Here is a 20,006-nt window from a genome sequence, read left to right as displayed (position 1 = left end):
CACCGGCTGGTGCGAGCGGCCGTCTCAGCTGGTTAGGTGCGGATGTGCACCTATCACGGTACGCCGTCCCAGACGCACCCGTTTCCAGTCAGCTTTCGCCTTCCGGCTGCCCAGAGGCCGCCTCGGCCGCCTTCGCGGCCGCACTCCCCGGACGCTTACGGGCCACCCAGCCCTCGATATTCCGCTGCTGACCACGGGCCACGGCCAGCGAACCGGGCGGTACGTCCTTGGTGATCACAGACCCGGCGGCGGTGTACGCACCGTCCCCGATCGTGACAGGAGCCACAAACATGTTGTCCGAACCCGTCCGACAGTGCGACCCGACCGTCGTGTGGTGTTTGTCCCGCCCGTCATAGTTCACGAAGACACTCGCGGCACCGATGTTCGTGTACTCACCGATCGTCGCATCACCGACGTACGACAGATGCGGGATCTTGGTCCCCTCACCGATGGTCGCGTTCTTCGTCTCGACGTACGTCCCGATCTTGCCCTTCGCACCCAGCCGCGTCCCCGGACGCAGATAGGCATACGGCCCCACAAGCGCCCCCGCGCCCACATCGGCCCGGTCCGCCACCGTGTTGTCGACCCGCGCGCCCGCACCGACCCGGGTGTCGGTCAACCGCGAATTCGGCCCCACCTCCGCGCCCTCGCCGAGATGCGTGGCACCCAACAGCTGGGTGCCCGGGTGCACGACGGCATCCTGCTCGAACGTCACCGCCACATCGACCCAGGTCGTCGCCGGATCCACGACCGTCACGCCGGCCAGCATCGCCTCCGTGAGCAGGCGGTCATTGAGAATCCGCCGCGCCTCGGACAACTGCACACGGTTGTTGATACCGGCGATCTCACGATGATCACCGGCAACCGAGGCCCCGACCCGATGCCCCGCCTCACGCAGAATCCCGAGCACGTCGGTGAGGTACTCCTCACCCTGGCTGTTGTCGGTACGGACCTGCTTCAGGGCGTCGGACAACAGCGCCCCGTCGAACGCGAACACCCCGGAGTTGATCTCCCGGATCGCCCGCTGCGACTCACTGGCGTCCTTGTGCTCGACAATCGCGGTGACGGCACCGGAGACCCCGTCCCGCACGATCCGGCCGTACCCGGTCGCGTCCGGCACCTCGGCGGTCAGCACGGTCACGGCATTGCCGTCGGCGGAATGGGTGGCGGCGAGAGCCTGGAGCGTCGCGCCGGTGAGCAGCGGGGTGTCACCGCACACGACGACCACGGTCCCGTCGATGGTGCCGCCGAGCTCTTCGAGCCCCATCCGGACAGCGTGCCCGGTGCCGTTCTGCTGCGCCTGCACCGCCGTACGGACGTGCGGGTCGACCTCGGCGAGATGCGCGGTGACCTTCTCGCGGGCGTGGCCGACGACCACGACGAGATTCTCGGGCTGCAACTCACGCGCGGCGGCGAGCACATGACCCACGAGGCTGCGTCCGCAGATCTCGTGCAGGACTTTGGGTGTGGCCGACTTCATACGGGTGCCCTCACCCGCTGCGAGAACGACGACGGCTGCCGGGCGAATGGCGCTCACGGGGTTGCCCTTCGGCTTCTGGGATGGGGTGGGGGGACATCCGCAGGATACCGGGGCGTTTCGTGGGGGTTATGCGAGCGGGCCCTGACGCGGCTGTCGGGGCCCGAACCGAGCATGGCTCCCCCGCCAGGACTCGAACCTGAAATACATTATCCAAAGTAATGTGTGTTGCCGATTACACCACGGGGGATCACCAGGGCAGCCTACGCGGTTCGCCGCTGTGCCTCCACCACCATGCCAGACCACCAGCCTTCGATGCGACGGTACAAATCCGCTCCGCTGCGGACATCGACGCGGAGGCAGCCGTAGTAGTTCTCGTCGATGTTCTTCCGGTTCGTGCTGGGGTTGTGCTTCTTGAGCGTCGTCTTGAGGAACGTGGCTCGCTCGACGCCGACGTGATCGGACCAGAACTGTTCGACGCTCGCTACGTCAGCGGTTTCGTGAATCTGTACGGCGAACCTGAGGCGTTCCGGTTGCACGCCGAGCAGGTTGAGCCAGGCCAGGAAGAGCGTGATCATGCCGGGGTCGCTGTTCACGAAGGTGACCCGTTCCTGCCGTCGATACGGCTTACTCTTCGAGCCCTCGGCCCAGTACAGGCCAACGCCTACGAGGAACAGTTCGCGATCCGTCAGCTGCGCGATCTCCTGCGCTGCTGATTGCTTGGTCTGCTGACGCTCCTCTTCCCGAAGCCGCAACGTGGCTTCCCAGCCTCGCTTTGCGATCGCCGATGACTCCTCCTTGGTCCGCTTCCGCCGCTCCGGCTTCGGCAGATCCCGTACCCACAGCGAGATCGAACTCTTCGAGCACCCCAGCTCCACCTGGATCTGGTCGTACGTCCAGCCCTGGAGCCGTAGCTCCCTCGCCCGATTCCTCAGGTCGTCCTTCGCGTTCGGACGCTTCGTCCATTCCGGAGGCGGCTCGCCCTCCAGGAGCCGGTTGAGCATGTCGTTGTTGTCGACGTGCAGTCTGTCTCGGATCTGGCGTCGGCTGAGTCCCTCCCGCCGCAACGCCACCGCCTGCTCCCGAAGTCCCTCGAAGTCCGCGTACCTGCCTTGCAGATGTGCCATGGGCATACCGTCCGGGCGGAATTGGATCTTCCGGTGTCGAACGGTGAGCGATTCAGCAGTTCGAGGGATATCGGGCTGTTTCGTATCCGGTCGGTCACACCGTGTGGTGTAGGCCAGTCCCGGAAACTCGCCGGAAAAGCCACGCCCCCCGCCCGTAGGCTGGAGGCATGACCACGACGGGGGAAGACCACGCCGGGGCCCACGCCGGGCCGTGGTGGTGGGCGAGGTGGCGCAGTGCCGTGCTGGACATAGGCCTGGCGGCCGTGTCCGCGCTGGAGTGTGGGGCGAAAGGGTTCGAGTTTGCCGCGGACGCGGGGATTCCGGCGTTTGTGGGTGTGCTGTTCGGGGTGCTGGCCGGTTCGGTGCTGGTGGTGCGGCGGCGGTGGCCCATTGCCGTCGTACTCGTGTCGATCGCCGTCATGCCCGCCCAGATGGGCTTCCTGATGATCGTCGTCGGCCTGTACACGCTGGCCGCGTCCGAGCTGCCCCGCCGGATCATCGGGGCGCTGGCCGGGATGTCGCAGGTCGGCATGTTGATCGTGACGTTCGTGTGGCTGCGCCAGGGTGTGGATCAGGGTGATCTGCAGTTCGGGGACTGGTTCGTGCCGTTCGGTGCGATCACGACGTCGCTGGGGATGACCGCGCCTCCGCTGCTGCTCGGGCTGTATGTGGGTGCCCGGCGGCGGCTGATGGAGTCGCTGCGGGAGCGGGCGGACAGTCTGGAGCGGGAGCTGCAACTGCTCGCCGAGCGCGCGGAGGAGCGGGCCGAGTGGGCGCGCAGTGAGGAGCGGACCCGGATCGCGCGGGAGATGCATGACGTCGTCGCGCACCGGGTGAGTCTGATGGTGGTGCATGCGGCGGCGCTTCAGGCGGTCGCGCGCAAGGATCCGGAGAAGGCTGTCAAGAATGCCGCCCTGGTCGGCGACATGGGACGTCAGGCGCTGACCGAGCTGCGGGAGATGCTCGGTGTGCTGCGTGCCGGGGACGGTGTGGCCGAGCGGCGTTCGGCGGTGCCGCTGGCGGCGGTGGGCGCGGCTGCGGCTGCGGCGGCCTCGCGGGCGGCGGAGGAGGCCGAGGGGCCGTGTCTGTCGGAACTGGACGAGTTGATCGGGCAGTCCGCCGCAGCGGGGATGGTGGTGGCTCTCTCGGTCGAGGGGGACGTACGCAGTTACGCGCCGGAGGTGGAGCAGACGGCGTATCGCGTGGTGCAGGAGGCGTTGACCAACGTTCACAAGCACGCGGCGGGTGCGAAGACGTACGTACGGCTGGCGCACCGGGTGTCGGAGATTGCGATGCAGGTGGAGAACGAGCCGCCGTCGGAGGTGGCGTCGGCGTCCTCGGCGCGGCTGCCGTCGGGTGGTAACGGCTTGGTGGGGATGAAGGAGCGGGTCTCCGCGCTGGGCGGGGTGTTCGTGTCGGGGCCGACGGATGCCGGGGGGTTCCGGGTGTCGGCGGTGATTCCGGCGGCGTGACGTCCGGTTGTACGGCGTTCAGGGCGCGGTGAGTCGTACCGGTTCCGTGCCCGCGACGAGGGTGGTCAGGGCTGTGTCGATGTCGGGGCCGAGGTACCAGTCCCCGGTGTGGTCGAGGGTGTAGACGCGGCCTTCGGTGTCGATGGCGAGCAGGGCGTGGGTGTCGGTTTCGGCGCCGAGCGGGCAGACCTCGCAGTCGAGGGCGCGGCCTAGGTCGCTGAGGGTGCGGGCCATGTGCAGGCCGTGCAGTGGGTCGAGGTGCACGCTGGCCGGGGCGACTTGGCGGCCGGGTCCCGGTGGGGTGATGTGCAGTCCGCCGAACTCGGCCCAGGCCTCTACCGCGGCGGGGAAGACGGTGTGCCGGTGGCCTGCCGGGGAGGTGTGGTCGCGCAGGGTGTCGGCCCAGATCTCGGCTTGTTTGATGTCCCAGCGTCCGGGTTGCCAGCCGGCGGCGCGCAGGGCGGCGTCGACGGGTACCGGGAATCGGGTGGTGGATGTGCGGTCCGGGTGCATCTGCCCTCGATCGTGCGGGTGTGATGGGTGTGGCGTCGGTCGCGTCAGTCGTCGGTGGTCGCGGGGTCGACGACCCGGACGCCGAAGTGTGCGCTGAGGGCGGTGCAGGCGCGGCAGGGGGCGGCGAAGCTGCCGTGCAGCGGGTCGCCGTCCTCGCGGATGCGGCGGGCGGTGAGCTTGGCCTGCTTGAGGGCTTTGCGTGCTTCGCCGTTGGTCATCGGTTTGCGGGCGGCACGTTTGCTGCGGGTGGCGTCGACGGTGGCGATGTGCCGGGAGATGAGGATCGTCTCGGCGCAGCGGCCGGTGAAGCGGTCGCGTTGGGCGCTGGTCAGTGTGTCCAGGAAGTCCTGGACCAGTGGGTGCAGTGCGGGTGGCTGGTCGCCGCGGGCGGCGGTGCCGGTGAGGGTGGCGCCGCGGACGGAGAGGGCGGCGGCGATGGTGGGGAGTATGCCGTCGCGGCGGTGTTGCAGGGTGGGGGCGTGCGGGGCCTCGGTGGCGCTCCAGCCGACACGGGGGTCGCCGGACGGGCTGGTTTTCGGGCCGCCGTGTGGTCCTGTCTGCGTCGCGTTCATGATCGTCATCCCCTCCCGAGCATCCCCCCGGACGACACAGAGTGCCAAATGGCGTGGCTGGTGCGGAAGCTGGGGCGGTGCGACACGCTCGGGTTTGGGCGGGCTGTCACGGCGGGGTGACGGCTGGTCACGGAAGCGGAGGGGCCCTGACCGGTGCCCGGTGACCCGTGTCGTCGTACCGCATAGGCTGTCGGCACCGCGATCCATGCGGTTGACGCGTGGAAACAGTCGTTACGGGGCGTAGTGGCCGAGGAGGGTCATTGCGTGCCGTACCAGAACGCCGCAGGGGGCAACCGCCATGACGACAGGTCGGCTCGGGCTGGGGGCACCTCCCGGCCGCCAGGCTGGGGGACAAGCCGCGCCGCCGAACGCGGCCTACGCCGGGCAGGTCGTGCACTTCCCGGATCCGGTCCGGGCCGCCCGTCACCCGCGAGGGGTACGGATCGACGAGTACGGCTATCCCGACTTCTCGCCCTATGCGCGGGCGGCCGCGGAGATCGCGGAACCGCCGGAGGGGTTCGGCGTCGATGAACTGCGCTTGACGGACTACGTGTCGGCGAACGCGGCGCTGGCGGCCACCGGTCATGAGCTGTGGGACACGGTGCCGTCGGTGGCGACGCCGCACGGCTGGACGTGGCACCACGCGGTGGGTTCACGGCGGCTCGAACTGGTTCCGGTCGAGGTCAAGGCGCTGCTGCGGCATCACGGTGGGGTCGCCACGGCGGCCGTGGACCAGAACAAGAGGGGCACTCGGCCGCTTCAGGAGACGCGTCCCGCGCACATCGGTCTGCCCAAGTCGGGTGTGGCGGTGAGCGAGTCGCAGGTGCTGGGCGTGGAGGAGGATCTCGGGTACCGGCTGCCGGGTGCGTACCGCTCCTTCCTGAAGGCGGCGGGCGGCTGTGCGCCGGTCGGGACCGCGCTGGACGCGGAGTTGGGCCTGCTGATCGACCAGCCCTTCTTCACGGTGCGGGACGAGGCGGCGGTCAATGACCTTGTCTACGTCAACAAGTGCCTGCGGGACCATCTGACCAAGGACTATCTGGGCGTCGGTTTCGTTCAGGGCGGTCTGCTGGCCGTGAAGGTGAAGGGTGAGCGGATCGGTTCGGTGTGGTTCTGCGCGTACGACGACGCGCGGGACGTCGATCCCTCCTGGTCGCCGGCGGAACGCGTGGAGCGGCTGCTGCTGCCCTGCGGTGAGGACTTCGACGCCTTCCTGTCCCGACTGGCGGGATCGCCGCCGGAGTTGGAGACGGTGGCGAACCTGATGGTCGACGGCGGTTTCGCCCGTTCCGTGCCCGTGTCTACGTCCGTGGCTGGGGAGTGAGTTTCGCGATGGTGACGTTCGCTCAGGCGCAGGAGCGCGCCGAGGAATGGGTCAACGGCGACGTGCCCTCGTACCAGCACCGCGAGGTGCGGGTGCGGGAGTTCGAGCTCGGCTTCGTGGTCTGGGCGGAGGACCGCGCGGACGGGCCGCGCTCGGAGGGTGGCGCACTGCGGCTGGTCATCGCCCGGGACAGCGGCGAGGCGACCCTGTGGCCCGCGCTGCCGGTGGGCGAGGTGATCCGCCGGTACGAGGAGGAGTACGGCCGCCCGGACGCGGCCCCGGAACCGGCGCCGGCGGCTTCGGCGCGGGTGGATCTGAACCAGACGTCGTTTCTGCTGACTCCTCCGGAGTGGTTGCAGGAGGCGGCGGATCAGCTGGGGATTCCCGGGCGCCGGGGTGGGGACACCTCGGGCGGGGCGGCTGCGGGAACTGGCGTGGGTTCGGGGCCTGTTGTCGGTGGTGGGGGGCTTCCGGAGACGCAGGCCGGGGCGACTCCCTGGGCGGGTACGGACACCAACGCGGACGCCGGTGAGGACCGTTCCGTACCGCTGCCCGCGACTGTGTTTGCGCCGCCGCTGAACGAGGTCGACGACAGTACGCCGCTGCCGGCGGCTCCGGATGCGAAGACGGCGTTGATGTCGGGGGGCAGTCAGCTGCCTCGGACGGCGGTGGCACCGGCGCTCGATGATCGGGGTGCGCCGGGCGGTACGCCGACGCCGGGTGCGCCGTACGGCTATCCGCAGGGACCGGGTGGTGCGGGCGGGCCGGGCACGCCCCCTCCGGCTCCCGCGCCTCCGTCTCCTCCTGCGGGCGCGCCCGGCTATCCGCAGGGCGGCCCGGGTGTCGCTCCCGACGGGGCGCAGCCTCCGGCCGGTGCGGGTGTGCCGGGGCGGCCGCTCGCGCCGAACGCCGGGGACATCGCCGACGCCGCGACGAGCAAGGCGGCGCCTCCGCCGCGTCGTGCGCGGGGTGGGGCGACTCCGCCGCCTCCGCCGGGTGCCCCGGGAGCGCCGGGCGCGCGTTCCGGTGCCACGCCGCCGCCCGCGCCGTCCGGTCCCGGTATGCCGGGTACACCGGCGGGTGGGTATGTGCCCACGCAGCTCGTGTCCGCGCTCGGTCCGGAGGGGCCCGCGGGTCCGGCAGGCCCGGGTGCGCCGGGGGCTCCGGGCGCGCCGACTCCGCCGCCGGGTGCCCCCAGGCCGCCCGGTGCGCCGGGTGCGCCCGGCGGGACGCCTCCGGGCGGTGTTCACCATGCGGCCACGATGCTGGCCGACCCGAGTCAGATGGGCGGGGGAGGGGGCGCGCCGCAGCCTCCGGGGCCGCCTGGTGCGCCGAGCGCCCCGGGCATGCCGAACCCGCCCGGCGCACCGGGAACCCCGGGCGCCCCGGGTACGCCTGGCGCCCCCGGCGCACCGCAGCCCCCTGGCGCCCCCAGCGGCGGGCGCGGCGCCGTGCACCACGCCGAGACCGTGCTGTCCGCGCCCCCGGTGGGCGCCCCCGGCACGCCCCCGCCATCGCACGCCCCCGGCGTACCCGGCGCCCCGGGCGCCCCCGGTATGGCGCCGGGCGCTCCCCAGCCGCCGATGCCGCCCGGCGCGATGCCACCGCCCGGTCAGCCGATGCCCACGCCGATGCCCGGTCAGCAGATGCCCGCGCCCATGCCCGGTCACCAGCCCCCGGCGTACGGCTATCCGCAGCAGCCCACCGGTCAGCCGACCGTGGGCCCGGGCTACCAGGCCGTGCTGCGCTACCGCGCGCAGGACGGTTCCGAGCAGCAGTTGATCCGGCGTTCCGCGCCGGGCACGCCGCACCCGGAGTGGCAGATCTTCCATGAGCTGCGCGCCATGAACGTGCCGCCGGACCAGGTGCTGGAGCTGCACACCGAGCTGGAGTCGTGCGAGCTGCCGGGCGCGTACTGCGCGCGGATGATCCGGGAGCAGTGGCCGCAGGCGAGGATCGCGAGCATCGCGCCGTACGGCACGGACCACGCGAGCCGGCAGCAGGGGATGCGACAACTGCTGGCGCACCAGGGCGAGTTGCACCAGGTGGCGGATGGTCCCGCGCGGCCCGCGCCGGTGCGGGCGCCGTTGCCGCAGGTGCAGCCCGCGCCGCCGGTGCCACCGGAGGCGATCGCGCAGGAGCTGGCGGCCGCGTTCGGGCCGGGGGTGTTCCGGTTCGAGCAGGCCGCCGTGTCCCGGCAGGGCGTGCCGCCGGTCGTGGCGCACACCCTGGTCGCGGCGGGGCTGCCGATGGACATGGGCCCCTTCTTCTGGGCGCAGGCCCAGCCGGGGCGGCCGGTGCCGACGCTGGCGGAGCTGGCGGCCGAGCGCGGGGTGCAGCCGGCCTCGGACGCGGGCTCCTACCTGGTGATGGGCAGCGACTTCGGCCGGGCGCTCTGTGTGCAGTACGGGACGGCGAACATCGTCGCCGTGCCGGTGGAGGCGGGTCCGGGCGGTGCGCCCGTGCCGCCGCAGTTCGTGAACACCGGGCTGCCCGAGTTCCAGCGCTGTCTGGCGCTGCTCGGCCGGATGTGGCGGCTGCGGTTCGGGCTGAACCAGGAGCAGGCGGGCCGCTGGACCGTCGACTTCCAGGCCCAGTTGGCCTCCCTCGACCCGGCGGCGCTCGGTTCGCCGGAGAGCTGGTGGTCGGTGCTGCTGGAACAGATGTGGGACGGCCTGCTGTGACGCACTGCCGCTGAGGCGGCGGCACGCACGTGGGAGAGCCGGGTCCGGTCATGGCGACCGGACCCGGCTTTTTTGTGCGCCTAAGGGAGTCGACCGTGACCACTGCCCGGAGTGTCGCGTTATGCACCTTTCTTTCCGATACATCAAGATGTCCGCGAATTCATGATTTTGCGTCCGTCTGATGGAGAGGGGTTCCAGCATGAGCGGCACACCGGTCTCGCCTCACGGCTTCGTGGCCGTACGGGGGCGTGGCTACCGTCCCGAACAGGTCGACGCGTACGCCGCCGCGCTCTCCCAGGACCGGGACGCCGCCTGGGAGCGCGCCGCCCGGCTGACCGTGCTCGCCAAGGAGATGGAGGCGGAGGCGGTACGGCTGCGCGAGACCGTGGCCCGGCTCGCCCCGCAGACGTACGACACCCTCGGGGAGCGGGCGCGGCACATCTTCCAGCTCGGGGCCGAGGAGGCCGCCGCCGTGCGGGAGGCCGCCCGCCAGGAGGCGCAGCGCCTAGCGGAGGAGGCGCGGGCGCACGCGGACGGCGTGCTCGGCGAGGCGCAGGCGCACGCCGACTCCGTACGCGCCGAGGCGGAGGAGCGAGCACGTCAGCGCCTGCTCGCGGCCCGCGCCGAGGCGGACGAGACCCGGATCGCGGCCCGGCGCGAGGTCAAGGAGAGTCGCAGCGAAGCGCTCGCCGCCCTGCGCGAGATGCGGCAGCGCACCGCCGGCATGCTCGCCGAGCAGGACAAGGAGCATGCCGAACGGTGGGCCGCGGTCGAGCGCGAGGCCGAGGAGCGCGCGGCCGCCGCCGAGGCCCGGCACGCCGAGCAGGTGGCGCGCGCGGAGGCCGCGCTGTCCGACGCGAAGCAGGCCCTTGCTGACGCCGAGGCGGCGGGGCGGCGGCGCCAGGAGGAGGCGCGGGCGCGGGCGGCCGAGGTGATCGCGGCGGCGCGGCTGCGCGAGGAGCGGATCGCGAGCGAGACCGAGCGCGTGCTGTGCGAGCACGGGGAGCGCTGGGACGATGTACGCGCCCACATGGACCACGTACGCAACAGCCTGATCACCCTGACCGGGCGGGCCGCGGCGGAGTAGTGGTGCAGGGGCGCCCGAGCCCCCGTTTCCCGGGCGCCCCTTCGAGAGCCGGGGCGAGTCCTCCCGAGGGACTCACGACCCGGCGTGGTTCACCGATGCACGGCGCTCACGTCACTGGTGGGTGACGTCCGAGGTGCTGTAGCGGCAGGTCGTCCCGTCAGGGCCTTCGCCGAGCGAAGTCGGCTCGTCGCCGCCGCTGTTGCCCTTGAAGCGCTCGCAGACGGTGAGGTCCTTGTCGCCCACGACGGTCACGCCGGAGAGCGTCGCGGTGTCGCCGTAGTTGGCGTTGACGCCCACCAGGACCTTGCCGGGGGCGGTCGCCTTCACGTTGCTGATGACGATGTGCCGCTGGTACTGCGTCGAGCAGTTGCCGCACGAGCGGACCAGCTTGCCGAAGTCCTCGACCTGGAAGTTCCTGACGGTGAGGGTGCCGGCGCCGTTGAACTGCAGGACCTTGTCGTCCGCCTTGCGGGCGCCGCCGCCGTCCACGAGGTACTTCGCGGAGGTCGACTTGCCCTTGAAGCTGGCGGCGTCCTCGCCGACGTCCTCCCACCACACGTTCTGGAGCGTGCAACTGCCCAGGCAGTGGACGCCGTCGGCGGCCGGGGAGCCGAGGACGACGTTCTTCAGGACCGCGCCGTCGGCCAGCTCGAACAGCGGCCCCTGGCTCTCGGACTGGCCGTCGCTGCCGAGGTCGCCGGAGCCGTGGAAGCGCTTGAGGGAGCCGTCGTAGGTGCCGGAGACCTCGATGGTGGAGCTCACGGCCTGGTTGCCCGTGGGGGTCGGCCAAGCGGCGAGGGCCGTACCGCTGGTGGCGGACATCGTGGTGGACGCCGACGCGGATGCGGTGGCCGACTTGGTGGTGGACGCCGACGGGGAAGCCGTGGCCGACTTGGTGGCGGTCGGGGACGCGGATGGCGAAGCCGAGGCAGAGGCCGAAGTCGAAGGAGCCGCCTCGCCCTCCGCGAGCAGCGTCCAGCTCTTGCTGCTCGCCTTGTCGCACGAGTTCTGCTGCGCCAGCGCCGACTTGACGTTCAGGCACTTCGAGCTGTTCGCGTTGACCAGGTGGTACGCCTCGCCCACCGCGCTCAGCTCCCACACCTGGGCCGCGCTGCCGTCACAGGCCTGCTGCTGCACCGCCTTGCCGGCCGACGTGGAGGCGCCCTTCACGGTGGCGCACAGCCCGCTGCCGGCGGCCTTGACGGTGAACCCGCCGTCCGTGTCAGCCAGTTGTCAGACCTGAGCGTCGGCGCTGTCGTCGCACGCCGCCGTGGCCAACTGGGTTCCACCGGAAGGCACGGTCAGACATGTGCTGTCGGCCGCGTTCACCAGCCGGTAGCTGCCCGCGCCCGGCCCCGACGCCGAGGCCGTCATCAGCATGCCGCCGGTGACCGCGCCCGCGCCCAGGGTGGTGACCAGGCCGCCGATCAGAAAAGCCCTGCGGCGGGTCGATGTCCTGCGCCGCGGCCGGTGCCTGCGGGCCGTTGCTCTCTCGCTCACGTCGTCGCTCTCGTTCGGAAGTTCGGGGGAGACGGAAGATCAAGTGCGCTTCCGTCCCCCTGTCGCCACCGACGGCGCGAAAGGTTGCCGCGCGCGGACATCAAAAAAGCGGACATCAAAGATACGGTCACCCCTGTCGGCGCAGCGCCCCCGCCAGAATCCACCCCTCCACGGCCTCGTACTGCCGTCGCTGTTCCTCGGCGTTCTGGCGCCCCGACACCACAGTCCCCAGCCATCCGAACAGGAACCCGGCCGGAATGGAGACGAGCCCGGTCGTCGTGAACGGGAACCAGTTGAAGTCGGCCTCGGGGAAGGCGGAGAAGGGTGATCCGGAGACCAGATTCGTGCCCGGCATCAGCAGCAGCACCACCAGTGACCCGCCGATCAGCGTGCTGAGCAGGCCGGTCCGGGTGTAGCGGCGCCAAAAAAGGCTGAACACCAGGGCGGGGGCGATGGCCGAGGCGCCGAGGCAGAACGACAGCGTCACCAGGGGCTGAAGACTCCGGTGCTGTGCCAGCGTGGCGAGCAGGATCGCGGGCGCCCCCACGGCCAGTGCGGACAACCGCGCCGTCATCATCTCGCGCCGTCCCGACAACTCCCGTACCCGGGTGGCGAACAGGTCATGGGCGAGGGAGTTGGCGCAGGCGAGGATCATTCCGGCGACCGAGGCGAGCAGGGTGAGGAAGATCGCCGTGGTGACCATGGTGAACAGGAAGGTCTCCGCCGTGGAGACCTCGACCCCGAACGCGGCCTGCGAGCCGAGCAGATAGGCGGTGTTGCCCTGCGGATCGGCCCCGGCGATCACCGCCCGCCCGATCAGCGCGGTCGCGCCGAATCCGACGACCGTGATGACCAGCACGAACAGCACGACCGTGGAGACCGCCCAGGACATCGAGCGGCGCACCTGGCGGGCGCTGTCGGCGGTGTACATGCGCATGGTGACATGCGGCAGACAGGCACCGCCGAGGACGACGGCCAGCTGCGAGCTGATCATGTCCAGGCCCGGGTGCGGCCCGCCCGAGAACTGCAACCCGGAGTTCAGGAAGGCGGAGCCTACCCCGCTCTGTCCGGCGGCCGCGTCGAGCAGCGCCACCGGGTCCCAGTCGAACTTGCTCAGCACCATGGCGGCGACCACGGCGCCCGAGCCGAGCAGCATCACCATCTTCAGGATCTGGATGAGGGCGGTGCCCTTCATGCCGCCGATCGCCGCGTAACTGATCATCAGGGCGCCGAGGCCGATGATGCAGCCCGTCTTCAGCGAGTCGCCGGAGAAGCCGAGGATGAACGCCATCAGCTGCCCGGTGCCGGCCAGTTGGACCACCATCAGCGGCACCAGTGCGGCGATCGTGACCAGGCACGCCGTGATCCGAACGCTCCGCCCGGGCATCCGGCGGGCCAGCGCGTCGCCCATGGTGAACCGGCCCGCGTTGCGCAGCGGTTCGGCCAGCAGGAACATCAGCAGCATCAGCGACAGCGCCGTGCTGAGGGCGAGGACGATGCCGTCGTAGCCGTACAGGGCGATGACCCCGGTGGTGCCGAGCACGGTGGCGGCGGATATGTAGTCGCCACCTATAGCGAGGCCGTTGCGCATGGCGGACAGGGAACCGTAGCCGGTGTAGAACTCGTCGAGGTCGTCCCGGTCGGGGCCGGTCATTACGCACAGCAGCAGCGTGATCGTGGCGACGGCGGAGAACGCCACCAGGGACATCGCCTGCGCGTCGCCGCTGAACTGTGTCGACGTCATCGGCGCGAGGCCTCCTCGCGTCGGGCGTCCACCACGGCCTGCTTGCGGATGCGGTCCGCGAGCGGGTCTACGTAACGGTGCGCGGTGTGCTCGTACAGGGCTGTCGCCAGCCAGGTGACGGGGAGTTGGATCAGGGCGAGCAGCAGGCCGGTGGGCAGGCCGTCGGTCACCGTGCTCGTCATGAAGGACGGCGCGGTCGCCGAGAGGATCAGGAACAGGACGAAGTAGCCGAGCGCGGTGAGGGTGGCGGTGCGCCGCTGCCAGCGGTAGGCGCTGCGCAGGATGCGCAGATCGCTGTGGTGCCCGAGCGCGGGGTGGCGCGGGACGCGCTGCTGTGGGGGGTCGGCGGGCACGGGCGGCTGCCAGGGGTAGGTGGCGTACGGCTGCTGCGGTTGAACGGGGTAATGCGGGTACGGGTCGGAGGACATCCCGTGCTCCTTGCATGGCGGCTCGGGTCCGGTGCGGACCGCAGGGAGGTGGGGGGCAGTGGAGCGGGTGACGCACGGTACTCGCTGGTAGCAAGATCCGCGAGGCTTTGGGCAAACTGAGTGGTCGGTATGCGCTTACTTTCGTCCCGACCGGTCTGACCTCGGGTGTTACCCCCGTTAACTCCGACTTTTTGAGAGCGCCGACTACATCAGCTCGCGGCGATAGGCGATGCCGGGCCGCTCGTCGACCATGAGTTCGCCCGTGGGCGCGAAGGAGTTGCGCTCCAGGACGGCCCGCGAGGCCAGGTTGTCCAGCGTCGTGACCGCGGTGAGCGCGAGGAGTCCGTACGCCGTCGCCGCAAGACCGCACACCGCCCCGACCGCCGCTGTCGCCACGCCCTTGCCCGCCGCGCTCTCCGCGACGCGATAGCCGAGTTCGGCGCTGCCGTCCTCGACGTCCACCAGGTTGACACGGCCGATCAGCCGGCCCTCGTCGTCGAGGAGGACGTGGAAGTGGCAGGTGCCGACGCGCTGTTCGGCGAGGAGGGACTGGTGGCGGGCGGCGAAGACGGCGGGTTCGAAGTAGGCGTCACCGCGGTCGGGGATCGTGCGCGCGAAGTACGCGCGGTTCTCTCGCTCGAAGGCCAACAGCGCGCCCGCGTGGTCGGCCCGCAGCCGCTCCAACCTCACCATGCGATCCAGGATAGGGACGGCTCAGTCCCCGATCACCGGGAACCTCCTCGGCGCGAGGAACAACAGCACCAGGAATGCCGACGCCGCAGCGCAGGACGCGCCCAGATACACGGCGTGCACCGCGTCCGCGATGGCGTGCCGGGTCGCCTCCGACGCCGTACCGGAGTCCAGTGCGCGGGTGACCGAGTCCAGGTCGCTCGCGCCGCCGAGGCGGGCCGCGAGGACACCGTTGGCGATGGCGCCGAAGGCCGCCGCGCCCAGCGTCTGACCGGTCTGCCGGCAGAACAGCACGGACGCCGTGGTGGTGCCCCGCTCCGACCAGCCCACCGTCGACTGGACGCCCACGATCAGCGGGAGTTGGAAGAGCCCGAGCGCGCCGCCGAGCAGCAGCATCAGCAGCGCCGGCTGCCAGGCCTGGCCCGGATACGGCAGGAACGGGAAGGCGAACAGGATGACTGCCGCGGCCGCCATGCCGAGCATCGCGGTGTCACGGAAGCCGATCCTGCGGTAGACGTGCTGGCTGAAGGCGGCCGACACCGGCCAGCTCAACGTCCATACGGACAGCACGAATCCGGCGGCCATGGGGCCGAGGCCGAGCACCGACTGGGCGTAGGTGGGCAGGAAGACGGTCGGGGCGACCATCAGCAGGCCCAGCGCGCCGAGGGCGAGGTTGACCGCGGCGATCGTACGGCGGCGCCAGACCCAGCCCGGGATGATCGGCTCCGCCGCCCGGCGCTCGACCAGGACGACGACCGCCACGAGCGCGAGTCCCGTGGCCAGCAGGGCGATCGAGGGCGCCGACAGCCAGGCCCAGGCCACCCCGCCCTGGACCAGCGCGGTCAGCAGGACGCCGCCGCACGCGAACACCGCGAGCGCGCCCGCCCAGTCGACACGCGCGCGCGTGGCGGGCGTTTCCCGCTCCGGCTCGTGCAGATGACGCACGATCAGCCACAACGCCACCGCCCCGACAGGAAGGTTGACGAGGAAGATCCACCGCCAGTCCGCGTACGCCGCGAGCAGACCGCCCACGCCGGGGCCCGCGACCGCGGACACCGCCCACACCGTGGACAGCTTGGACTGGATCTTGGGGCGCTCCTTCAGCGGGTACAGATCCGCGGCGAGCGTCTGGACCGTGCCCTGGAGCGCGCCGCCGCCGAGTCCCTGCACGATCCGGAAGGCGATCAGCGCCCCCATGTTCCAGGCGACGGCGCACAGCAGCGAGCCGAGCAGGAACACGGCAGCGCCCGCCACCAGCACCGGCTTACGGCCGAAGGTGTCGGAGAGCTTGCCGTAGACGGGAAGGCTGACCGTCACGGCCAGCAGATAGCCGGAGAAGAGCCAGGAGAAGTAGGAGAAGCCGCCGAGGTCGCCGACGATCTGGGGGACGGCGGTGGAGACGACGGTCGAGTCGAGCGCGGCCAGCGCCATCGCCAGCATCAGGGCGGCCACGACGGCGCCGCGGCGCTCGGTCCCGGTGCGCTCGGCCACGTCGCGTGTCGCAGGTCTCGTATCGCCGCCCACCGGATTCCTTCCCCCTGCATCTATCCACCGCCCGCAGCATCCCACTTGACCCTCACGTGGCGGGAGGGGCGAACCTGGACCGGGCCCCAGGGTGGAGACAACCCCGAGAAGTACTCCACCGAAGGGTGGACTGCCCCTAGGGGTATCTCCGTACCAGGGCTCGGGGAGGGTTCGTCCCGGCGGAGGACGAGAGGGCCCCCGACCGGTCCTTAACCTGGCTTTACGCCGCTGGGGGGCGGCTGACCGGCCTTGCGGGGGTGGGGTTTTCCCCCGCAAAAGACTGCGCTGGGCACCAGCGCGCCGGGGCCCCTCCCGAGACCAGACTCATCGACGTACCGCTTCACACGACCTATCTGCACCGATTCGCACGACCACTTGTTGACCGACATAGGAGAATTGCCATGACATCGGCCGTGACCATTCCCAGGCACGGAGGCACTGGAGGGCGTACGGCCGTTGCCGCCCGGGCGCGGCAGGTCGTGAAGGCCTACGGGTCCGGGGAGACCCGGGTCGTCGCCCTGGACCATGTGGACGTGGACATCGCGCGGGGACAGTTCACCGCGATCATGGGTCCCTCGGGTTCCGGCAAGTCCACCCTCATGCACTGCCTCGCCGGTCTGGACACCGTGACGAGCGGTCAGATCTACCTGGACGAGACCGAGATCACCGGCCTGAAGGACAAGAAGCTCACGCAGCTGCGCCGGGACCGGATCGGCTTCATCTTCCAGGCGTTCAACCTGCTGCCGACGCTGAACGCGCTCGAGAACATCACGCTGCCGATGGACATCGCGGGCCGCAGGCCCGACCGGGACTGGCTGGCGCGGGTCGTCGAGACCGTCGGTCTGTCCTCCCGGCTCAAGCACCGGCCCACCCAGCTCTCCGGCGGTCAGCAGCAGCGCGTCGCCGTGGCCCGTGCGCTCGCCGCGCGGCCCGAGATCATCTTCGGTGACGAGCCGACCGGAAATCTCGACTCACGCGCGGGTGCCGAGGTTCTGGGCTTCCTGCGCCGCTCGGTCGACGAGCTCGGGCAGACCATCGTGATGGTCACGCACGACCCGGTCGCCGCCTCCTACGCGGATCGTGTGCTGTACCTCGCCGACGGCCGCATCGTCGACGAGATGTTCAAGCCGACCGCCGAGGCCGTCCTCGACCGCATGAAGGACTTCGACGCCCGGGGGCGTACGTCATGACCGTCCTGAAGACCTCGATGCGCAACTTCTTCGCGCACAAGGGACGCATGGCCCTGTCGGCCGTGGCGGTCCTGCTGTCGGTGGCCTTCGTCTGCGGGACCCTGGTGTTCACCGACACCATGAACACGACGTTCGACAAGCTCTTCGCCGCCACCTCCTCCGATGTGACGGTCAGTTCGAAGGAAGCCTCGGACACCGGCGAGACCACGGCCGACAACGGCAAGCCGCCGGTCATGCCGGCCTCCGTGCTGGACGAGGTGCGCGGCGTGCAGGGCGTGAAGTCGGCGGAGGGGGCCGTCTTCTCCACCTCGGTGACCGTCGTCGACGGCGACAAGGACAGCCTCTCGCCCTCCAGCGGCGCCCCCACCATCGTCGGCAGCTGGAACAGCAACGAAGCCCGCACCATGAAGATCACCAACGGTACGGCGCCCAAGGGCCCCGACCAGGTCATGGTGGACGCGGACACGGTCGACAAGCACGACCTGAAGCTCGGTGACGAGATCGGCGTGATCAGCGCGGTCGGCACGCACACCGCGAAGATCTCCGGCATCGCCGACTTCGAGGTCACCAACCCCGGCGCGGCGATCTTCTACCTGGACACCAGGACCGCCCAGCAGGCGCTGGTCGGCGAGCCGGACGTCTACACGAACGTCAACGTCACGGCGGCGAGCGGCGTCACCGACGCGCAGCTGAAGAAGAACGTGCTCGCCGCGACCGACGGCGGCTACAAGGTGCAGACGGCCAAGGAGACCGCCGACGCCAACCAGAAGGACGTCGAGGGCTTCATGAACGTCATGAAGTACGCGATGCTCGGCTTCGCCGGGATCGCCTTCCTCGTCGGCATCTTCCTGATCATCAACACCTTCTCGATGCTGGTCGCCCAGCGCACCCGCGAGATCGGCCTGATGCGGGCCATCGGCTCCAGCCGTAAGCAGGTCAACCGGTCGGTGCTGGTGGAGGCGCTGCTGCTGGGCTTCGTCGGCTCGGTGCTTGGCGTCGGCGCGGGCGTCGGGCTCGCGATCGGCCTGATGAAGCTCATGGGCTCCATGGGCATGGAGCTGTCCACCTCCGACCTGACGATCGTCTGGACGACCCCGGCCATCGGCCTGGTCCTCGGCGTGGTCGTCACCGTCCTCGCCGCGTATCTGCCGGCCCGCCGCGCGGGCAAGGTCTCCCCGATGGCCGCCCTGCGCGACGCGGGCGCCCCGGCGGACGCCAAGGCGGGCGTGGTGCGGGCCGTGCTGGGCACGCTGCTCACCGCGGGCGGCGGCTACGCCCTCTATCTGGCCGCGTCGGCCGACAAGGCCAAGGACGGCTCGCTGTGGCTCGGCCTCGGCATCGTCCTGTCCCTCATCGGCTTCGTCGTCATCGGCCCGCTGCTCGCGGGCGGTGTGGTGCGGGTCCTGGGCGCCCTGATCCTGCGGGTCTTCGGCCCGGTCGGCCGCATGGCCGAGCGCAACGCGCTGCGCAATCCGCGCCGTACGGGTGCCACGGGCGCCGCCCTGATGATCGGGCTCGCGCTGGTCGCCTGCCTCTCGGTCGTCGGCTCCTCGATGGTCGCCTCGGCGACCGACCAGCTCGACAAGACCGTCGGCACGGACTTCATCATCCAGTCCGACAGCGGCCAGCTGGTCACTCCGGAGGCCGTGAAGGCGGCGAAGTCGACGCCGGGGCTCGACCATGTCACCGAGTACAAGATCGCCGAGGCCGACTACGTCACCCCCGACGGCAAGACGCTCAAGAGCACCGACATCACGGCGGCCGACCCGACGTACGCCGAGGACCTGCGCACCAAGACGGTCGCCGGAAACCTCGCCGACGCCTACAAGCCCGACTCGATGTCCGTCCACGAGAAGTTCGCGAAGGACCACGACATCGAGCTCGGCTCGAAGATCAAGGTCGACTTCAAGGACGGCGCCACGGCCGAGCTGACGGTCCGGGCGATCACCAGCAGTGACGTCGTCATCGACGCGGGCTCCAAGTACACCTCGATCGCCACGCTCGCCAAGTACGTGCCGGCCGACAAGATGCCGCTCGACCAGCTGGTCTTCGCCTCGGCGAAGGACGGGCAACAGGACGCCGCGTACAAGTCCCTGAAGTCGGCGCTGCACGACTACCCGCAGTACACCGTGCGCGACCAGACCGACTACAAGGAGGCCCTGAAGGACCAGATCGGCCAGCTGCTGAACATGATCTACGGCCTGCTGGCCCTCGCGATCATCGTGGCGATCCTGGGTGTGGTGAACACCCTGGCCCTGTCGGTGGTGGAGCGGACCCGTGAGATCGGCCTGATGCGAGCCATCGGCCTCTCCCGCCGCCAGCTGCGCCGCATGATCCGCATGGAGTCGGTGGTCATCGCCCTCTTCGGCGCGCTGCTGGGCCTGGGGCTGGGCATGGGCTGGGGCGCGACGGCCCAGAAGCTGCTCGCCCTGGAGGGCCTGAAGGTCCTGGAGATCCCCTGGGTCACCATCGGCGGCGTCTTCATCGGCTCGGCCTTCGTGGGCCTGTTCGCGGCACTGATCCCGGCGTTCCGGGCGGGCCGGATGAACGTACTGAACGCAATCGCGACGGAGTAGCCACCGCACACGGGGGTTGCGGGGGAGAAACCGGTGCCGGGGAGCCTTGGGGGGCTTCCCGGCACCGGGCTGTTCTTCTGAGGACGAGGCCCGTTCAG

General features: G+C 70.6%; 16 protein-coding genes and 1 tRNA gene. 6 read left to right on the top strand and 11 right to left on the bottom strand.

Translation table 11 applies throughout. The features are described from left to right. Positions 1–88 precede the first annotated feature (88 nt). The 3 genes from glmU to H4N64_RS19710 form a co-directional block, all read right to left on the bottom strand. Positions 89–1,537 (bottom strand): bifunctional UDP-N-acetylglucosamine diphosphorylase/glucosamine-1-phosphate N-acetyltransferase GlmU, encoded by a 1,449-nt coding sequence (glmU, locus tag H4N64_RS19720; RefSeq protein WP_186283692.1) that lies wholly within the window; start codon positions 1,535–1,537, stop codon positions 89–91. Positions 1,538–1,652: 115 nt separating this feature from the next. Further along, positions 1,653–1,727 (bottom strand) — tRNA-Gln (locus tag H4N64_RS19715). 13 nt (positions 1,728–1,740) lie between these two features. Continuing rightward, complete coding sequence (locus H4N64_RS19710) at positions 1,741–2,604, bottom strand: hypothetical protein (protein WP_260859822.1); 864 nt, start codon at positions 2,602–2,604, stop codon at positions 1,741–1,743. Positions 2,605–2,771: 167 nt separating this feature from the next. Between H4N64_RS19710 and H4N64_RS19705 the strand changes: the two genes are divergently transcribed. Continuing rightward, positions 2,772–4,076, top strand: coding sequence for a sensor histidine kinase (locus tag H4N64_RS19705; RefSeq protein ID WP_186283690.1), 1,305 nt, complete (start codon positions 2,772–2,774; stop codon positions 4,074–4,076). An 18-nt stretch (positions 4,077–4,094) separates the two neighbouring features. On the opposite strand, the gene H4N64_RS19700 is transcribed toward H4N64_RS19705, so the two are convergent. After that, the gene (locus tag H4N64_RS19700; protein WP_186283689.1) at positions 4,095–4,589 is read right to left on the bottom strand and encodes an SUKH-3 domain-containing protein; all 495 of its coding nucleotides are present in this window, start codon (positions 4,587–4,589) and stop codon (positions 4,095–4,097) included. A gap of 44 nt (positions 4,590–4,633) precedes the next feature. After that, positions 4,634–5,170, bottom strand: a complete 537-nt coding sequence (locus H4N64_RS19695; protein WP_186283688.1) for a YwqJ-related putative deaminase — start codon at positions 5,168–5,170, stop codon at positions 4,634–4,636. 289 nt (positions 5,171–5,459) lie between these two features. Here H4N64_RS19695 and H4N64_RS19690 point away from each other — a divergent pair, with 289 nt between their 5' ends. From H4N64_RS19690 to H4N64_RS19680, 3 genes are all read left to right on the top strand, one after another. Then, on the top strand, positions 5,460–6,485 hold the full coding sequence (locus tag H4N64_RS19690; RefSeq protein ID WP_186283687.1) for an SMI1/KNR4 family protein: 1,026 nt from the start codon (positions 5,460–5,462) through the stop codon (positions 6,483–6,485). 8 nt (positions 6,486–6,493) lie between these two features. Further along, positions 6,494–9,169 (top strand): SUKH-4 family immunity protein, encoded by a 2,676-nt coding sequence (locus tag H4N64_RS19685; protein WP_186283686.1) that lies wholly within the window; start codon positions 6,494–6,496, stop codon positions 9,167–9,169. A 199-nt stretch (positions 9,170–9,368) separates the two neighbouring features. Then, entirely contained in the window at positions 9,369–10,256 is an 888-nt protein-coding gene (locus H4N64_RS19680; RefSeq protein ID WP_186283685.1) for a cellulose-binding protein, read from the top strand. A gap of 111 nt (positions 10,257–10,367) precedes the next feature. On the opposite strand, the gene H4N64_RS46770 is transcribed toward H4N64_RS19680, so the two are convergent. The 6 genes from H4N64_RS46770 to H4N64_RS19650 form a co-directional block, all read right to left on the bottom strand. Next, positions 10,368–11,486 (bottom strand): pectate lyase, encoded by a 1,119-nt coding sequence (locus H4N64_RS46770; RefSeq protein WP_418896279.1) that lies wholly within the window; start codon positions 11,484–11,486, stop codon positions 10,368–10,370. 3 nt (positions 11,487–11,489) lie between these two features. Next, positions 11,490–11,756 (bottom strand): RICIN domain-containing protein, encoded by a 267-nt coding sequence (locus tag H4N64_RS19670; protein ID WP_186283683.1) that lies wholly within the window; start codon positions 11,754–11,756, stop codon positions 11,490–11,492. A 127-nt stretch (positions 11,757–11,883) separates the two neighbouring features. Further along, positions 11,884–13,500: a sodium/solute symporter gene (locus tag H4N64_RS19665; RefSeq protein ID WP_186283682.1), complete on the bottom strand. Its 1,617-nt coding sequence runs from the start codon at positions 13,498–13,500 to the stop codon at positions 11,884–11,886. Continuing rightward, positions 13,497–13,928: a DUF485 domain-containing protein gene (locus H4N64_RS19660; RefSeq protein WP_186283681.1), complete on the bottom strand. Its 432-nt coding sequence runs from the start codon at positions 13,926–13,928 to the stop codon at positions 13,497–13,499. Before H4N64_RS19660 ends, H4N64_RS19665 begins: the two co-directional genes overlap by 4 nt. A 204-nt stretch (positions 13,929–14,132) precedes the next feature. Further along, the gene (locus H4N64_RS19655) at positions 14,133–14,621 is read right to left on the bottom strand and encodes a GNAT family N-acetyltransferase (protein ID WP_186283680.1); all 489 of its coding nucleotides are present in this window, start codon (positions 14,619–14,621) and stop codon (positions 14,133–14,135) included. A gap of 21 nt (positions 14,622–14,642) precedes the next feature. Then, positions 14,643–16,058, bottom strand: coding sequence for an MFS transporter (locus tag H4N64_RS19650; protein ID WP_260859827.1), 1,416 nt, complete (start codon positions 16,056–16,058; stop codon positions 14,643–14,645). A 485-nt stretch (positions 16,059–16,543) separates the two neighbouring features. On the opposite strand from H4N64_RS19650, the gene H4N64_RS19645 reads away from it, so the two are divergent. Together H4N64_RS19645 and H4N64_RS19640 are read left to right on the top strand one after the other, a co-directional pair. Further along, on the top strand, positions 16,544–17,332 hold the full coding sequence (locus H4N64_RS19645; RefSeq protein ID WP_186283678.1) for an ABC transporter ATP-binding protein: 789 nt from the start codon (positions 16,544–16,546) through the stop codon (positions 17,330–17,332). After that, positions 17,329–19,908: an ABC transporter permease gene (locus H4N64_RS19640; RefSeq protein ID WP_186283677.1), complete on the top strand. Its 2,580-nt coding sequence runs from the start codon at positions 17,329–17,331 to the stop codon at positions 19,906–19,908. The genes H4N64_RS19645 and H4N64_RS19640 overlap by 4 nt, the downstream gene beginning before the upstream one ends. Positions 19,909–20,006: the final 98 nt, after the last annotated feature.

The organism is Streptomyces cupreus (assembly GCF_014257025.1).
Taxonomy (GTDB): domain Bacteria; phylum Actinomycetota; class Actinomycetes; order Streptomycetales; family Streptomycetaceae; genus Streptomyces; species Streptomyces cupreus.
Note: the sequence above shows the minus strand (reverse complement) of the source record. Positions and strands in the feature narration are given on the sequence as shown.

What these genes read in the sequence shown, in the direction of transcription:
- H4N64_RS19645 (WP_186283678.1), top strand. Translation starts at nt 16,544, where the DNA reads ATGACATCGGCCGTGACCATTCCCAGGCACGGAGGCACTGGAGGGCGT.
- H4N64_RS19655 (WP_186283680.1), bottom strand. Translation starts at nt 14,621, where the DNA reads ATGGTGAGGTTGGAGCGGCTGCGGGCCGACCACGCGGGCGCGCTGTTG.
- H4N64_RS19680 (WP_186283685.1), top strand. Translation starts at nt 9,369, where the DNA reads ATGAGCGGCACACCGGTCTCGCCTCACGGCTTCGTGGCCGTACGGGGG.
- H4N64_RS19705 (WP_186283690.1), top strand. Translation starts at nt 2,772, where the DNA reads ATGACCACGACGGGGGAAGACCACGCCGGGGCCCACGCCGGGCCGTGG.
- H4N64_RS19660 (WP_186283681.1), bottom strand. Translation starts at nt 13,928, where the DNA reads ATGTCCTCCGACCCGTACCCGCATTACCCCGTTCAACCGCAGCAGCCG.
- H4N64_RS19665 (WP_186283682.1), bottom strand. Translation starts at nt 13,500, where the DNA reads ATGACGTCGACACAGTTCAGCGGCGACGCGCAGGCGATGTCCCTGGTG.
- H4N64_RS19695 (WP_186283688.1), bottom strand. Translation starts at nt 5,170, where the DNA reads ATGACGATCATGAACGCGACGCAGACAGGACCACACGGCGGCCCGAAA.
- H4N64_RS19685 (WP_186283686.1), top strand. Translation starts at nt 6,494, where the DNA reads ATGGTGACGTTCGCTCAGGCGCAGGAGCGCGCCGAGGAATGGGTCAAC.
- H4N64_RS19710 (WP_260859822.1), bottom strand. Translation starts at nt 2,604, where the DNA reads ATGGCACATCTGCAAGGCAGGTACGCGGACTTCGAGGGACTTCGGGAG.
- H4N64_RS19700 (WP_186283689.1), bottom strand. Translation starts at nt 4,589, where the DNA reads ATGCACCCGGACCGCACATCCACCACCCGATTCCCGGTACCCGTCGAC.
- H4N64_RS19650 (WP_260859827.1), bottom strand. Translation starts at nt 16,058, where the DNA reads ATGCTGGCGATGGCGCTGGCCGCGCTCGACTCGACCGTCGTCTCCACC.
- H4N64_RS19690 (WP_186283687.1), top strand. Translation starts at nt 5,460, where the DNA reads ATGACGACAGGTCGGCTCGGGCTGGGGGCACCTCCCGGCCGCCAGGCT.
- H4N64_RS19640 (WP_186283677.1), top strand. Translation starts at nt 17,329, where the DNA reads ATGACCGTCCTGAAGACCTCGATGCGCAACTTCTTCGCGCACAAGGGA.